Origin of the sequence: Bacillus cereus group sp. BfR-BA-01347, from assembly GCF_022663835.1 — a bacterium.
Taxonomy (GTDB): domain Bacteria; phylum Bacillota; class Bacilli; order Bacillales; family Bacillaceae_G; genus Bacillus_A; species Bacillus_A thuringiensis_K.
Genome location: NZ_JAKUGG010000004.1, coordinates 233,182 through 248,536 on the forward strand (window position 1 = coordinate 233,182; position 15,355 = coordinate 248,536).

Below are 15,355 nucleotides of genomic sequence, written 5' to 3' on the forward strand. Positions count from 1 at the left end.
TTGTTTGCACTTTATATAAATTGATATGTCTCCACCTTAATTCTAGGAGTAAATTATTGTTTTTTTAATCCCCCACTCATTCTTTTCTCAAATCCTCCAAAATGGATTTGAGAAATTAGGGAACTATAATGTCGTATTAACATATAGTAAGGGGGATAAAAAGTGGACAATGAGATGAATTATGGAAGTGATTATAAGTTTATTCCAGCAACTTCAATTGAAAGTGGTCATGGCATCGAAGTATTGCCTGATTTGTTTTGCTACACGATTCAAATCGTCAACATATGTTTTGTTGGGAATCCGCATACCGATGATTTTGTTTTAGTTGACGCTGGAATGCCTAAATGTGCAAAGGAAATTATCTCTATCGCTGAGAATCGATTTGGTACCAATAGTCGCCCAAAAGCAATTATTTTAACTCACGGCCATTTTGATCATGTTGGAGGAATAATTGAACTCATTAAATATTGGGATGTTCCAGTCTATGCCCATCAAATGGAGATACCGTTTTTGACTGGACAACAAAGCTATCCTGAACCAGATCCAACAGTTGAAGGTGGTATGGTAGCGAAAATGTCTCCCCTGTTCCCTAATGAACCGATTGATTTAGGAAATAGCGTAAAAGCACTACCTACCGATGGAACTGTTCCCCATATGCCAGAGTTTAGATGGATTCATACATCAGGGCATACTCCTGGGCATATTTCATTATTCAGAGAGAAAGACCGAACTTTAATTGCTGGGGACGCTTTTGTTACAGTGAAACAGGAGTATCTGTATAAAGTAATAACTCAAGAACAGGAAATAAGCGGACCCCCTCGTTATTTAACAACAGACTGGAAAGCAGCTAAAGAATCAGTCATTAAATTAGAAGAATTAAAGCCTCTAGTCGCTATTACTGGACATGGGATACCAATGTCAGGTGAATTGCTATCAACAAGCCTCAATACACTGGTTCAAGAATTTGATAAAATTGCTACACCTGATTATGGAAAATATGTAGATAAAAACATAAATTAAACAAAAAACTAAAATGTCTCACAAAATCAAAATGTCAAAGAATGTTAAAATATGTGAAAACAATAACCTTAGGCGACCTCTCTATTTTAAGAATGGAACTATCCTTGTTGAATAAAACTCGATATTCCGCAAACACTACCTGTAGTGTAGCCTGCTTCTTACCCAGGTTGTACTTCTTACCATAAAAAAGAGCAGTCATAATAAATAACTGCTCTTTTTACTTTTAACATACTTTTTTAAATTTTGTTCATACCATACTTAATCCATAATACAGTTTAACTACATTTCATTTCAAAGTTTTTAGTTTCAAAAAATCCGATACATCCCATGCCCTTACTACATTATTAACTTTTGTTCTCTTTCTGCTACCCCTAGACCATTGCAAACAAAGTATAAAAATAAGAACAATATCAACGAAATCTCCGCCATAATACATCAGCACGCCCCCAATTTCTGCTTGTTTAGTAACTACACCAGCAGGCGGATGAGCATATATGTATTTTGATAATATCCCATGACCAGCTGATGCAATTATTAAAATAATTGATCGGTACGTATAGCTATACCTATGGGATATTAAATCAACATAAATCATTGATGTGGTAAACAGATATCCTGCAATAAAAACGTGGAAATGTATGAACAAATGAAGAAGTATACTTTCGTGCATCATCGAGTATAAGCTAGTCGTATAGAGAATCCATAGTCCTCCTAAATTAAGTAAGGTTGCGATAATTGGATGAGTAAGAAGTTGTAGAGGCCTACTCTTTAGTATCCTTGAAAGACGTCGTGCTGCTTTCACATTGAGCGTTCGTAAAAAAAGAGTCATTGGAGCGGCTAATGCTATAAAAATTGGAGCAAGCATCCCAAGGAGTAAATGCACAAGCATATGCACTGTGAAATCATTATGAGCACGATGAGCTAAGGGCCCAACAACTGCTATTGCCACACAAATAAGTCCTAAAATCCAGAAGACACTTCGATATAACGGCCATCGTTTGTAATGGCTATTTGATAAAATCGTGGCTACTATATAAATTATTAACATAATTAAAATGAATACGAATAGTAAAATATCCAGTGCATTCCATATTTCATGATGAAGATGGTTATTGTTCATTTAAGCTTTTACCTCTCAATAATCTTTCATCAGTTCTTGTCTGAAAAACTAGCAGAATGCCAATTAAGAGCATTACAGTCGCAATTATATTCCATATTACGTCGTAGATAAGAACATTATCTACGTATCGAATCTGATGTATTTTCATTAGTTTGTGTTGAATTATACCGTCATATAATTGAAATCCACCACTACCAAGCATTAATCCGCTCCACCATCTTTTCAACCAAAATGCATTTCTACGGCGGAGATCAGCAACCATAAACAAGGAACCAATCGTTGCAAACCAACTAAAAGCATGAAAAAGACCATCTGAAATGAGTCCAATATCTGTTGTAGATTTATCATAGAAATGGTGCCAATGTAGCAGTTGATGAAAAATAGTTTCATCTATAAAAGCTACTAACCCTAGCCCAAACAAGATACCTGACCATAGATTACGGGTCAAATAAACAGAAGAGGTTAAATAGCTTGTATTATCGGTTTTGGTAAACATTAAATCCTATCCTTTCCACTAATGTATATTCTTATTTTTCCCAAAAGAAAAACGTGCTAAACATACTTAGTGCCGAAGGAAAATAACATTCAATTAGATGTATCATATAAATACTTATTCTCAAGCGTATTTAATATTTTATTAAAACTCACTAAAAAAGCTTTAAGGAATTCACCATTCTAAAATAGCGCTAGTATAATTTCTTTAATATTTTAGAATGAATCTATATTTTTAGCATTTAATTAATTTATTAACAATGGAAATTATCATATAGTCTTAATTATTTGATCCTCTATAAATAAACTATAGTTTTTCTCTCATGATAATTTCCAAATCTTCATTTTAATATTGCATTTGTATTGCCTTTTGCACATTTTGAACATCATTTTTTAATAGTTGCTTTAAATCATAAGCTGGATAGTAACCACGCTCATACATAAAGTTAAAAACCTGTGCATGTAATTGTATAGCACCATTTATTTGACGGATTAAAACTTCTCTAAGACGAGGCGTTGCAGTTTCAGTAATCGCTATTGCATAATTTCGAACAGATGTCTTTGCTAACCCAAGCAAATCTCCAGCGTAAAATCCAGTGTCATCACGATGTTGCGATTGAAATCCAGGAGCATATGGATAAAACTGTACTAACTCTTGTAAATTGTTTTGGATGGCATTTATAGCTTTAATATATAACGATTGAAGTGCTTGATCAGGTACATTCCTAACTGATTTTTTTAATTTGATTAAACCGTTTGCTTGAAATGCTACTAATTCATGTAACTCCAATGTTTCATGCCAAGCTAGTTGATTAGGATAAGACATAGACGTTCCCCCTTAATATTCATTCATGCTACAATATGCAAAAAAATTCAAAAAGGGCCTATACTACTGAATTCATTTCAATCTAATTCATGGTTACTTTTCATCCTTCTATGTTAATCACAATAAAGTATCCTTAATTCCTCTTCCCTACTTTTTTATATCCTTAATTTTGATTTTCAAAATGACTTCCTCGCCTTTACAATCTATAAATTTAATTTTTTCTTCCTTAAAAATCCCCATCATAATACATCCCTTCTTGTTTCGTTATAAACCATATTAGTTAGAAAATATAAATGTGAACATTGTACCTACATATTCCTTATATATTTTTCAAATTTTATAGCTACTTAAATTTATACGTTATTAAAGATCAACTATTAAAGTAACTACATTGAAGGGGATTCTTCATTAAATCATTTTATTTTTATAGATTAAAAAATAATTATTCTAGCCGTGTTAGTCACCTATTTTTAAATAATTAATAGGTTATATATTATGACTTAGGAGGGATAAAAAGATGACTATGCTTTATGATAAAGACTCTTTACAAAAAAATATTACTAACCTTCCACATTGGCAACAAGAAGCTTTCCGTTCTTTTAAATTAAAAATGACAGATAAAAATAAGCCGTTCCCTTGTATCCCAGCTCAACACGGCTTTACAGCCAATCACCTCCGGTACGGATTCATAGGTGATCCTAGAGATACGAATACTAGCGCTGATTTTGCAACATTACTTAAAGAATATACGGAATGTTCTAGAGACACAGGGCAATACGCTTCACTTATTGTTTTTATTCATACACCAATAGATTTACTGCGAGAAACTACAGTTGAAGATTTTGAACATATTTATTGGTCTCTACTTAATACAACTAGCCGTTTGGACGAAATGGAATGGCCTATGCACATTCCAAATGATCCTATGGAAAACACTTGGGAATTTTGCTTTCATAATGAATCATATTTTGTTTACTGCGCTACACCTGCCCATGTCAATAGACAAAGTAGACATTTTTCATGTATGATGCTTGCTTTAACTCCTAGGTGGGTTTTACAGGGAATTATGAATTCTGAGAAACGCAGTAGAAAACTAAAAAACTTAATACGTCAACGTCTAGCCGCTTATGACAAAGCTCCTATTCACCCTTCTCTTAAAGATTATGGTGAAAAAGATAATTATGAATGGCAACAATATTTTTTACGTGATGATGAAACAATTCCATCCAAGTGTCCCTTTTCTCGAATAATAAAATACTTGCATAAAAATAAGTAACCCACTCCACTTTTTATTATTTAGTTGTACAAACTTTAACCACTGAATAGATTTAATATAGATCAAATTTAGTGGGAGGAGCATATCATACGTGGGCATATTTTTAAGCTATGTTTTCTTAGGTTTATCATTATCTGCTCCAATGGGGCCTATTAATGCTGCACAGTTAGAAAAAGGTATTAGGAGTGGGTTTTTTCACGCTTGGATTCTTGGCATAGGAGCCTTACTTGCAGATGTCATCTACATGGCACTTATTTATTTAGGTGTCATTCATTTCCTCGAAAAAGATATTATAAAACTTTTCTTATGGTCTTTCGGCGCTTTTGTTTTAATCTATACAGGTATCGAAAGTTTAAAAAATGCAAATCAAATTAGCATTAGTAATACGAGAAATGATGATTCAGTTATTAAAAGCTTTTTTTCTGGTTTTTTTATGTCCTTATCTAATCCATTAACAATTCTATTTTGGCTTGGAATTTTCGGCTCTATATTAGCAAAAGCCGCTTCTTCCTATAATAAAGAGCAGCTTTTGTTATATAGTTTCGGGATTATTTTAGGCATTTTTATTTGGGATATTACGATGGCAAGTACATCTAGTATATTTCGTAAAATTTTGAATACACGTATATTGTCTCTTATAACAGTAGTATCTGGAATATCACTTATTATTTATGGATTATATTTTGGTTTTCAAACTTACCAAATCATTTTTCAATAACTTCTATTATTTAGTTCTGACATACTATTCATGGTGTGAAAAGAAAGATACTTCATATAGCTGGATTCCTTTTTCGTGAGACAAAATGAACAATTATAGTAACAATAATAACTATTCCTAAAAACAACAAGCTCACTAAGAAACCAAAACGCGTTGTTTTTTGTAATAGTGTTCCACTAACAGCTAGTGCAATCATAATAAGACCAATAATACTTTTTATCTGCATCCACCCTTTTGGATTCATTAGTCTCCAAAAGGAAAGAAGAATTAAACTCCATGTATACAACAACATTAATCCAGCTGCAGTTGTTACATATTCATATATATTTTTTGGTAGTAATAAAGCGCTAAGGATAGAAGCACCAAGCCCCATTATGATAAGAATTAAAGCTGGAAAAGAGATATTCTTCTTGTTTTTTTTCGCAAACATCGCAGGTGCATCACCCTCTTCAGCTAAGTTCATTAATACACTTGTCACTGCAAATAATGAACCAACTAACGTTGAAAAGCCCGCTAAAATTAATACTACATTTAAAATAAATGGCACATACGGTAAATTATAGTCTTGTAACGCTATTACAAAAGGACTTTCTTTCGTATTAAACTGATTTAACGGAACCATCATAATTGCCAACCCTAAAGAGACTACGTAAATAATCGTTAAAATCATTAACATTACTCTTCCTGACTTTTGTGCATCTTTAGGGTCTTTCAGTCTTATTGTCATTAACCCCATAATTTCGATTCCTCCAAATGCATAAAATGCATAAATTAGAGAGGACCAAGTGCCTTTTAATCCATTTGGGAACCAGTCTTTAAAATTACGCGGGATTTGTGCCTTATATAAACCACCCTTTATAAATCCTAAAATAACTAAAATGGCAATTACAATAAACCCCACAATAGCAACGATTTTTATAATAGCCATCCATTTTTCTAAACGTTCGAATATCTTTACCCCTATAAAAATAATTAATATAGCCGCTACTCCATATACAGCAGCAAATATCCATAGTGGTATTTTAGGGAACCAGTAACGTGAAAAGATTCCTAACGCACTTAACTGGCTGCCCATAATAAGCAACTCCGAACACCAATATGTCCATCCGTGACTAAAACCCGCCCAATTTCCAAAAGCTTTTCTTGAATAAATGCGAAACGATCCTTTTTGCGGATCTTCCACAGCCATTTTTGCCAATGCTTCAAATACAATATATGTAGTGAATCCAGTTAAAATCAAAATAAGAATAATTGAAGATCCACCTATTTTAATCCCTATACTGGATCCTAAAAAAAAGCCCGTTCCTATCGTACAACCAATTCCAATAAGTGAGAGTTGCCACCATTTTAAATCTTTTTTTTCTTTCGTTTTGTTCTTAACATCATGACAGGTCATATTACGATTCTCCTTTATTCATTTTGAGAATGTCCCTCATGATTACTTAAGTACTTTTCAGCAAGCTTTTCAACAACATCAACGACATCATGTGCCTTTATTTTATGGTTTGCTACTTTCTCACTTCCTACAGAAATCTCAACTGTAAATAACGCTTCATATTTCATTTTTTCTGCCCCTTTCGCATCAAATATAACCTCTTATCTTTTATCCTTTTATTTCACAAAAAATTCATTATGTATTTAAAACCTCGAGAGTCTAAAAGTTAAACAAATAAAAATGTATGAGAAAGGAGAGACGGCATGCCTCTCCTTTATATCCATTTCATATATAAAATTAACGAGTAACGCCACCGCCAAGTTGTTGCTCAGCTAATGATACAAGACGTTTCGTAATTTCACCACCAACAGATCCGTTTGCACGAGCTGTTGCATCTGCACCAAGTTGTACGCCAAATTCTTGAGCAATTTCATATTTCATTTGATCAAGAGCTTGTTCAGCGCCACGTACTAATAATTGATTGCTGCTTCCACTGTTATTGTTTGACATGTTCATTCACCTCCTTCTTTCTTTAATATGTTAAATTACATGCTAAAATATATAGCTAATTAATTGGTAATTACGACCGTGAATTCAAAGGTATAATTGATGCCCTTTAAGCCCAACATAATAGTGTATAGGAGAACGAAATACAATATACGTGCCATGGGATATTATAAATAGGCCTCCATCAGAAAATGAAACGGGTTACGCTATATAAAAGCATAACCCGTTTCTAATGAAATATTTTATTCCATATACGTTTAAACAATGGAGGAAAATGATGAAACATATTGTTGCTTTATTAATTAAATACACAGCGATAACTGCAGTATTACTTATCGTACTCAGTATCTTTCAAGGCATTTCCATTCCTAGAGTATTACTCATTTCTCTTTTCTTAACAGGAGCTGCCTATTTAATCGGCGATCTCTTCATTTTACCTAAATACGGAAATACGATTGCTACAATGGCAGATTTCGGCTTAAGCTTCTTCGGAATTTGGCTTTTAACATACTTGTTTACTAATTTAGATGCTACTCGTAATATTGGACTTTCTTCATTCTTAGCCGCTTTAATCATTGGCGGAATAGAGGTTTTCTTCCACATTTATATGAAGAGGTTAGTACTGCGTAACGACGATGAATTAAGAAATCACAATCATATTCATCATGATAAATATGCTATGGAAATGTCAGATGAATATATGGATTCTTCTACAATAAATAAATCCAAAGTTGAGGATACATCTAAAAAATAAAAAAGTGGCCAATGCCACTTTTTTATTTTTGTTTATTAAGCTTGATCAGAGTTTTTCACATGTAATGGAGGTGGAACTACCCACCCTTTTTTCTTACTTAAACGTAGCAAAGTTACACCTGCTTGTGCTTTTTTCATATGAAATTGTCCGAATAGCATCCCTACATCTTCTCGAAGACATTTTCCCATCACTTGACTACATGTCACAAGTCCAGCTGCTAATCCTGTAGAAACCGCTGCTGCAATTTCTGCATCATTAATACGTGCTCCAGGAGGAATGTCTTCAATAGATGCAACTGGTCGTTCTGGCGGAGCTGGCGGTAAAGCTACGCCATTAACTTTTAAAAGAGTTTTTAACTCTTCTATTTCTGAATTCATATCATTTTCAATTAAGCTTTCTAAAAACTTCTTCAAATCTTCGTCACCTGTATGATTCATAAATACTTGATGGCTTGCGATTCCACCTTGTGCGGCTAGAAGATAACTCCAAATATCAAATACTTCTCCGTAATGTAACGGTTCATTTTGAGGGTTTCCACTTAAAATACCCATTTTTAAATTCCTCCCTTTCGAAAATATCATAATCAATATTGATTTCAATATTGAAATCAAATTTTTAAGTATGCTTTTTCCTGCAAAAGCTTTTCTACTATGCATGGAAAACACCTTTCCAACACTGCGTGTTTATTGTTTAGGAAAGTAGTTTACAAATTAAATACCCAAAGATTATGAAAGAAGATTATCAATAATCTTTGAGTGAGAATCCATTTACTATAAGGGTTTTTATTTTTATACATATACAAAAGAAATTGATTTACATATTCGCTTTATTTTATACGAATTCTCTTAGCGGTTAGCTCTACCACCAAGTTGTTGTTCAGCCATTGCAACTAAACGTTTTGTAATTTCACCACCAACAGATCCGTTTGAACGAGCTGTTGTATCTGCACCAAGTTGTACACCAAACTCTTGTGCAATTTCATATTTCATTTGATCAAGAGCCTGTTCAGCGCCTCGAACTAATAATTCATTACGATTTCCACTATTATTGTTTGCCATATTATTTCACCTCCGATGTTTTTAATATGCGACAAATTATGAAATAATAATTATCCTTTTTATGGAAATTAGATTATGAATAATTATTGAGTTTCTTCTTAAAATAGGGCAAAAGATATAAGAAAGAAGAGTTGCTATAACATACTTTCATAACAACACTATGTACAGGTTTCTCTTTACTAAAAATTTATATTTTATCAGGAGATACATATAAAGTGAAATTTTAATCAGTGGGGTTTTGTTCATCCCCGGGTGATTATCAGCCCTCATCAATCGGGCTTTTACGGGCAGCCGGCAAATAGCGAGATAAATTATGAAAAATGATTCCTAAGGAGATATGAGATGAAAGCTGTAACCTATCAAGGACCAAACCAAGTACAAGTTAAACAGGTTGATGATGCAAAGTTAGAGAAAAAAGATGATATTATTGTAAAAATTACTTCAACTGCTATTTGCGGTTCTGATTTACATTTATATCAGGGCAACATGCCTTTACCTCCAGGTTACATTATTGGTCATGAGCCAATGGGCATTGTTGAAGAAGTTGGTCCAGATGTTACTAAAGTGAAAAAAGGAGATCGTGTTGTCATCCCCTTCAACGTTTCTTGTGGACATTGTTTTTATTGCCAACATGAAATGGAAAGCCAATGTGATAACTCCAATCCTCATTATGATTCTGGTGGATACTTTGGTTATACAGAGAAATTTGGTAACCATCCAGGTGGACAAGCAGAATATTTAAAAGTTCCTTTTGGAAATTTCACTCCATTTGTTATACCAGAATCATGCGAACTTGAAGATGAATCTTTACTGTTTTTATCCGATGTTTTGCCAACAGCCTATTGGAGTGTAATAAACGCTGGTGTTAAGCCAGGTGATACTGTTATCGTCCTTGGTTGCGGGCCTGTTGGATTAATGACACAAAAATTTGCTTGGATGCAAGGTGCTAAGCGTGTAATCGCAGTCGATTACTTAGATTATCGTATAAATTATGCAAAAAAGATTAACAATGTTGAGGTATTTGAGTTTACAAAATTCCCCGATATGGGAGAACATTTAAAGGAAATCACACATGGCGGTGCCGATGTAGTCATTGATTGCGTGGGCATGGATGGAAAAAAATCGCCACTAGAATTTCTAGAACAAAAATTAAAATTACAAGGCGGAACTCTCGGCCCTATTCAAATCGCTACGAAAGCCGTAAGAAAATATGGAACGGTTCAAATGACTGGCGTTTATGGTGGCAATTATAATGCATTTCCACTCGGAGCATTTTGGGTTAGAAATATTAACCTTAAAATGGGACAAGCACCTGTTATTCATTTTATGCCGGAACTATTTGAAAAAATAATAAACAAAGAATTCGATCCAAAAGAGATTATTACACACAAAATCCCCCTTGAAGAAGCGAGCTATGGTTATCAAATTTTTAATAATCGTGAAGATGATTGTATAAAAGTCATTTTAAAACCTTGAAGATACAATTTATTATTCTTAATAAAAAGATAAGATTACACTCCGTAATCTTATCTTTTTTATTAAATTGTAAGTAGCTATTCCCCCATTTTCATCTCATATCGAAAATAGTTATTTCCAAAAGAATTTGCATTTTGAGATCATGATTTATTGGTAAAAAAATGAATTTGAGTATTAAGTAACCAATTAGCGGACACGATAACAATGTTAACTAACTTAAAAGAGGTGTACTTCATGTTTTATTATAAAGAAGAACTGATTAATATTATCAAGCCGGACAAGCCAGATCCAGCTGCCGCAAAAGTTTTACAAGAAATATTAGGTGGGCATTATGGCGAAATGCGTACAATGATGCAATACTTCTTCCAAAGCTCAAATTTTAGAGGTAAAGAGAAGCAATATCGCGATTTACTTCGAGGTGTTTTTTTAGAGGAAATAAGCCATGTAGAACTTGTACAACATACAATTAATCAACTATTAACTGGATCTGGTGAACCTACGCCAGGAAATGCTGGTGTTGACAACGCACCACTTGATGAAGCGGTTAAACATGCAAATCCTCACCACTTTATTGTAGGTGCTCAAAGTTCATTGCCTGTTGATGCAGCTGGCAACCCATGGAATGGATCTTGGGTATATAGTCATGGGAATTTAATTAGCGATTTATTAGATAACGTAGTACTTGAATCTACAGGTGTACTTCAAAAAACTCGAATTTATGAAATGAGTTCCAATCAAACTTTTAGAGAAACACTTGCATTTTTAATTGTACGTGATAATGCTCATCAAAATGCTTTCGCAAAAGCTTTAGAGACATTGGGTGTTGAATGGGGGAAACTCTTCCCTGTGCCGAACTATGATATTAATAAATACCCAGAGTGCAGAAAGTATGTAGACATGGGATTCCATAACGCACAATTTAATTTTAGCTTAGATCCAACAAGAATAGGAGAAATATTCCAAGGTGAATCACCAAGTAGAAACAAAGGAACATTAGCAGTAACTGACCCGCCAAAAGGTTTTCCTGTACCAGAACTTCCTGAAATGCCAAATGAGCATAGTCCTGGATTAAAAGATATGGGTCTTTGAGATAACTGTAACCAACTATTAATGAATAGTTGGTTACAAACCTTTACATAGATTCAAGTAAATTTGTTTTAAGAGGAGGATATTCATTTGAGTATAATAAATGATAAACTATCTATTTTTGCTTTAGGTGGCGTTAATGAAATTGGTAAAAACATGTATGTCATACAATATTCAGATGACATTGTAATCATTGATTGTGGTTCTAAGTTTCCTGACGAGAGTTTATTAGGCATAGATTTAATAATACCTGATGTTACATATTTACAAGAAAATAAAGATAAAATTCGAGGTTTAATTGTTACACATGGACACGAAGATCACATTGGAGGTATTCCGTATTTTTTAAAACAGTTGAATGTACCAATTTACGCAACAAAATTAACCTTAGGCTTAATCGGCATTAAATTAAAAGAACATAAACTTCAAGATTCGACACAGTTAATTGTTATTGACTCTGAGTCTTTAATTGAATTCGGACAGATAAACCTATCTTTTTTCAAAACAAATCATAGTATTCCCGATTGCCTCGGGATTGCTTTTCATACACCAGAAGGTACAGTAGTCCATACAGGTGATTTTAAATTTGATTTGACTCCCATAAACAATCAATATCCAGACATTCACAAAATGGCTAATATCGGAAGTAACGGAGTTTTAGCTCTCCTCTCAGAAAGTACGAATGCCGAACGTTCTGGATTTACTCCATCAGAACGATTAGTAGGCGAAAAAATTGAAGAAGCCTTTGTAAAGGCTCACAGCAAAGTTATTATATCTACCTTTGCTTCTAATGTGAATCGTGTACAGCAAATAGTAGATGCCGCTTTAAAAACAAATAGAAAGCTTGCCCTCCTCGGAAGAAGTATGGTGAACGTAGTTTCTGTCGCCTTAGAACAAGGCTATTTGAATATACCTGAAGGCATGTTAATCGAAGCAAATGAGATTAATCAAATGGAACCCGAAAAAGTCGCTATACTTTGCACTGGTAGTCAAGGTGAACCTATGGCTGCTCTGTCCCGATTATCTAGTGGCAACTATCGACAAGTTGATATTTTACCAGGTGACACAGTCATTTTGTCTGCATCCCCCATACCAGGAAATGAGCGTAATGTTTCACGTATTATAGATAACTTATATCTATTAGGAGCAAATGTTATTTATGGATCTGGAAGTTCAACAGGAATGCACGTTTCTGGACATGCATATCAAGAGGAATTAAAATTGATGCTTACTTTAATGAAACCTAAATATTTCATTCCCATACACGGTGAATTTAGAATGTTACATCATCACCGTCAATTGGCAGAATCTGTTGGTGTCAAGAAAGATAATATTTATGTTATCGGCAATGGAGATGTTGTTGATATTAAAAATCAAACTGCTATGCAAACAAGACGTATAACTGCGGGTAATATATATGTAGATGGCTTAGGTATTGGAGATGTTGGAAACGCCTTATTGCGCGATCGCAAACAACTTTCTGAAGATGGTATGCTTGTAATAGTTATAACCTTGAGTAAAACAGAAGAGAAAATAATTTCTGGCCCTGATACAATTTCTCGTGGGTTTGTATATGTTCGGGACTCAGAAGATTTCTTAAATAAAATTAATCAATTAGTTGTAGAAACTGTCAACAGATTACAAAAAGCACATATTAATCAATGGAATGTTCTAAAAAGAGAAATACGAGAATCACTTGGTCACTTTATATACTCACATACAAAAAGAAAACCAATGATCCTCCCTATTATAATTGAAGTGTAAAATGCTTATTTTCTTTAGTCATTAAGTCTTTTCTTAATTATATCTATTAGTATCTAAAACGGCTTTTTCTAAATAAATATCGCACCCTCTAACAACTGATATGCATAATTTTAAGAAACCCTATAACTGCTGTTAATGTTAATGCTAATTCTATTGTTAACGGGGGGTGTTTCCCCACATTCTTTCATCTAAAATGCAACTATCGTCAATGGTAATAAAGGGTGTCTTATTTTTAGTATAAGCCTAATACTGTAACTGACCTTTCTATGCAGTAGGCTAAAAAAATACGCCTGCTGCATAGAAATATACTTTAATCAATCTCAATTACATCAAAAAACTTAAAAGTGCGCTTATTACAAAAAGCATCCGTACAAGTGATCGTCTCCATTAATGGATTAATATCCACTACTGTTATGTAATTTTTATATAAATAACCATCTTTATAATATGTAAGTAAAACCTCTTCCTCACCTAAAAATGAAATTAATAGCTTATTTTCAATCATTTCTTTTGCATCTTGCGTTACAGTTGGACGCGAGGCTTTCGTTTGCTCCTTTACCATTTCTTTAATAACTGCGAACTGCTCCGGCATACTGGCAAACGGTTGCCACTTTACCATACCTCTTCCTTTTGGCATATTAACATTCTTCACGATTTGTGCCCTCCTAATAATGTATTTCTATATCTTGCTGTTGCGACGCTTGTGTAAGAAACACCTCGTAAAATACTATTCTTACCAAATCGTGTTCGAATTTCGTCCATAACTTTCGTTAATCGTATTTCTTTTTCTCTTTGTATAATGTTATCGAAAAGCGAAATTTGCTCTTCCCCTTCATTAATAAGGTTTGTTAATGAAACACTTACTGATCGAATCGGCTCTCCTGTATGCCGTTCATATAAAAAATATGTACAAACATTATAAATATCCATCGTTAAGTTTGTTGCTCTATTTAACGTATGTACCTTTTTTATTCCCTCACCGTATTCCTTGCTATATCCAACTGAAAAATGAATTGTTTGCGCGCATTTCTTTTCTCGTCTCAACCTATAACAAACCTCTTCTATATGCTCTAATAAAATAACTATGAACTCTTCTATCGAATAATTACGCAATAATATTTGGCTTTTCGCTATAGATGTTGTTGCTGGAACGTATTTTTCTGCTATTCTACTAAAATCAATTCCGTTACTATGTAGATGTAATTCTTCTCCTATTACACCGAATGATTGCTTTAAATATTTCAAAGGATACTGAGCTAATTCTCCAATGGTATGTATACCTTTTCGATTCAATTTCATCTCTGTTTTATACGATATACCCCAAAATTTACTGAGCGGTCTAATACTCCATAACTTCTCGGGTATATCGTCATACGTCCACTGCGCTATTCCATCCCTATTCTTCTTCGCTTCTACATCCATCGCTACTTTACTTAATAATAAATTAGGCCCTATACCAATCGTACTTTCAATCCTTGTACGTTCATATATTTCTCGCTTGAACTTTAATGCGAATTCGCGCGGATTACTGGCAAACAAATGAATACTTGCAGTCATATCCATAAAAAATTCATCGATACTATATTGATGAAAATCTTCCGGCGCGACATACTGCAAAGCCAAACCCGTTATGAAAGTTGAACATTTCATATACGTATGCATAATTGGATTCACAATAATAATATCTGGTCGCTTCGGTATTTCGTACAAACGATTATGTGGGCGATTTTTCTAATAATTAACATTTAATCGAAGATTCTGAACAAATAATTGATTTATAAATACTTTACAGATAAACTTAATTTATCTCAAGATGATATTTT

The 15,355-nt window shown here is 33.6% G+C and carries 16 protein-coding genes and 1 pseudogene; 7 read left to right on the top strand and 10 right to left on the bottom strand.

What is annotated here, in order from left to right:
* The first annotated feature begins 162 nt into the window (after positions 1–162).
* Positions 163–1,020, top strand: coding sequence for an MBL fold metallo-hydrolase (locus MR143_RS09375; protein WP_000368277.1), 858 nt, complete (start codon positions 163–165; stop codon positions 1,018–1,020).
* A 286-nt stretch (positions 1,021–1,306) separates the two neighbouring features.
* Here MR143_RS09375 and MR143_RS09380 read toward each other — a convergent pair whose 3' ends face one another.
* The 3 genes from MR143_RS09380 to cotF all read right to left on the bottom strand — a co-directional run bounded on the left by MR143_RS09380 (position 1,307) and on the right by cotF (position 3,458).
* The gene (locus tag MR143_RS09380) at positions 1,307–2,140 is read right to left on the bottom strand and encodes a cytochrome c oxidase assembly protein (RefSeq protein ID WP_001063498.1); all 834 of its coding nucleotides are present in this window, start codon (positions 2,138–2,140) and stop codon (positions 1,307–1,309) included.
* On the bottom strand, positions 2,130–2,636 hold the full coding sequence (locus MR143_RS09385) for a DUF2243 domain-containing protein (protein WP_000494506.1): 507 nt from the start codon (positions 2,634–2,636) through the stop codon (positions 2,130–2,132). Before MR143_RS09385 ends, MR143_RS09380 begins: the two co-directional genes overlap by 11 nt.
* A 342-nt stretch (positions 2,637–2,978) precedes the next feature.
* The gene (gene cotF / locus MR143_RS09390; protein WP_000121386.1) at positions 2,979–3,458 is read right to left on the bottom strand and encodes a spore coat protein CotF; all 480 of its coding nucleotides are present in this window, start codon (positions 3,456–3,458) and stop codon (positions 2,979–2,981) included.
* Between the two features lie 517 nt (positions 3,459–3,975).
* Here cotF and MR143_RS09395 point away from each other — a divergent pair.
* Complete coding sequence (locus tag MR143_RS09395) at positions 3,976–4,734, top strand: YqcI/YcgG family protein (protein WP_000178273.1); 759 nt, start codon at positions 3,976–3,978, stop codon at positions 4,732–4,734.
* Positions 4,735–4,825: 91 nt separating this feature from the next.
* The gene (locus MR143_RS09400) at positions 4,826–5,452 is read left to right on the top strand and encodes a LysE family transporter (RefSeq protein ID WP_000510852.1); all 627 of its coding nucleotides are present in this window, start codon (positions 4,826–4,828) and stop codon (positions 5,450–5,452) included.
* 52 nt (positions 5,453–5,504) lie between these two features.
* Here MR143_RS09400 and MR143_RS09405 read toward each other — a convergent pair whose 3' ends face one another.
* The 3 genes from MR143_RS09405 to MR143_RS09415 all read right to left on the bottom strand — a co-directional run bounded on the left by MR143_RS09405 (position 5,505) and on the right by MR143_RS09415 (position 7,397).
* On the bottom strand, positions 5,505–6,848 hold the full coding sequence (locus MR143_RS09405) for an amino acid permease (protein WP_000128225.1): 1,344 nt from the start codon (positions 6,846–6,848) through the stop codon (positions 5,505–5,507).
* A 14-nt stretch (positions 6,849–6,862) separates the two neighbouring features.
* Positions 6,863–7,015, bottom strand: coding sequence for a hypothetical protein (locus MR143_RS09410; protein ID WP_000872948.1), 153 nt, complete (start codon positions 7,013–7,015; stop codon positions 6,863–6,865).
* Between the two features lie 169 nt (positions 7,016–7,184).
* Positions 7,185–7,397: an alpha/beta-type small acid-soluble spore protein gene (locus tag MR143_RS09415; RefSeq protein ID WP_000069660.1), complete on the bottom strand. Its 213-nt coding sequence runs from the start codon at positions 7,395–7,397 to the stop codon at positions 7,185–7,187.
* A 274-nt stretch (positions 7,398–7,671) separates the two neighbouring features.
* Here MR143_RS09415 and MR143_RS09420 point away from each other — a divergent pair, with 274 nt between their 5' ends.
* Complete coding sequence (locus tag MR143_RS09420) at positions 7,672–8,148, top strand: YndM family protein (protein ID WP_000680682.1); 477 nt, start codon at positions 7,672–7,674, stop codon at positions 8,146–8,148.
* A 35-nt stretch (positions 8,149–8,183) separates the two neighbouring features.
* On the opposite strand, the gene MR143_RS09425 is transcribed toward MR143_RS09420, so the two are convergent.
* The gene (locus tag MR143_RS09425) at positions 8,184–8,699 is read right to left on the bottom strand and encodes a DUF3231 family protein (protein ID WP_000512139.1); all 516 of its coding nucleotides are present in this window, start codon (positions 8,697–8,699) and stop codon (positions 8,184–8,186) included.
* A gap of 294 nt (positions 8,700–8,993) precedes the next feature.
* Positions 8,994–9,206, bottom strand: a complete 213-nt coding sequence (sasP, locus tag MR143_RS09430; protein ID WP_000002833.1) for a small acid-soluble spore protein, SasP family — start codon at positions 9,204–9,206, stop codon at positions 8,994–8,996.
* Positions 9,207–9,548: 342 nt separating this feature from the next.
* Between sasP and MR143_RS09435 the strand changes: the two genes are divergently transcribed.
* From MR143_RS09435 to MR143_RS09445, 3 genes are all read left to right on the top strand, one after another.
* Positions 9,549–10,682, top strand: a complete 1,134-nt coding sequence (locus tag MR143_RS09435; protein WP_000649073.1) for a zinc-dependent alcohol dehydrogenase — start codon at positions 9,549–9,551, stop codon at positions 10,680–10,682.
* A gap of 234 nt (positions 10,683–10,916) precedes the next feature.
* Positions 10,917–11,771 (top strand): manganese catalase family protein, encoded by an 855-nt coding sequence (locus tag MR143_RS09440; protein WP_000500355.1) that lies wholly within the window; start codon positions 10,917–10,919, stop codon positions 11,769–11,771.
* An 87-nt stretch (positions 11,772–11,858) separates the two neighbouring features.
* Complete coding sequence (locus tag MR143_RS09445; protein ID WP_000022522.1) at positions 11,859–13,532, top strand: ribonuclease J; 1,674 nt, start codon at positions 11,859–11,861, stop codon at positions 13,530–13,532.
* Between the two features lie 310 nt (positions 13,533–13,842).
* Here the strand turns inward: MR143_RS09445 and MR143_RS09450 are convergent, their stop codons facing one another.
* Both MR143_RS09450 and MR143_RS09455 read right to left on the bottom strand, forming a co-directional pair.
* Positions 13,843–14,184 (bottom strand): YolD-like family protein, encoded by a 342-nt coding sequence (locus MR143_RS09450; RefSeq protein WP_000800255.1) that lies wholly within the window; start codon positions 14,182–14,184, stop codon positions 13,843–13,845.
* A pseudogene (locus MR143_RS09455) lies at positions 14,181–15,245 on the bottom strand (Y-family DNA polymerase); the annotation flags it as partial. The gene MR143_RS09450 and the pseudogene MR143_RS09455, both read right to left, overlap by 4 nt.
* Between the last annotated feature and the right edge of the window lie 110 nt (positions 15,246–15,355).

Coding starts and splice junctions, on each gene's coding strand:
- MR143_RS09440 (WP_000500355.1), top strand. CDS start 10,917: ATGTTTTATTATAAAGAAGAACTGATTAATATTATCAAGCCGGACAAG.
- MR143_RS09425 (WP_000512139.1), bottom strand. CDS start 8,699: ATGGGTATTTTAAGTGGAAACCCTCAAAATGAACCGTTACATTACGGA.
- MR143_RS09380 (WP_001063498.1), bottom strand. CDS start 2,140: ATGAACAATAACCATCTTCATCATGAAATATGGAATGCACTGGATATT.
- MR143_RS09420 (WP_000680682.1), top strand. CDS start 7,672: ATGAAACATATTGTTGCTTTATTAATTAAATACACAGCGATAACTGCA.
- sasP (WP_000002833.1), bottom strand. CDS start 9,206: ATGGCAAACAATAATAGTGGAAATCGTAATGAATTATTAGTTCGAGGC.
- MR143_RS09435 (WP_000649073.1), top strand. CDS start 9,549: ATGAAAGCTGTAACCTATCAAGGACCAAACCAAGTACAAGTTAAACAG.
- cotF (WP_000121386.1), bottom strand. CDS start 3,458: ATGTCTTATCCTAATCAACTAGCTTGGCATGAAACATTGGAGTTACAT.
- MR143_RS09410 (WP_000872948.1), bottom strand. CDS start 7,015: ATGAAATATGAAGCGTTATTTACAGTTGAGATTTCTGTAGGAAGTGAG.
- MR143_RS09405 (WP_000128225.1), bottom strand. CDS start 6,848: ATGACCTGTCATGATGTTAAGAACAAAACGAAAGAAAAAAAAGATTTA.
- MR143_RS09395 (WP_000178273.1), top strand. CDS start 3,976: ATGACTATGCTTTATGATAAAGACTCTTTACAAAAAAATATTACTAAC.
- MR143_RS09415 (WP_000069660.1), bottom strand. CDS start 7,397: ATGTCAAACAATAACAGTGGAAGCAGCAATCAATTATTAGTACGTGGC.
- MR143_RS09385 (WP_000494506.1), bottom strand. CDS start 2,636: ATGTTTACCAAAACCGATAATACAAGCTATTTAACCTCTTCTGTTTAT.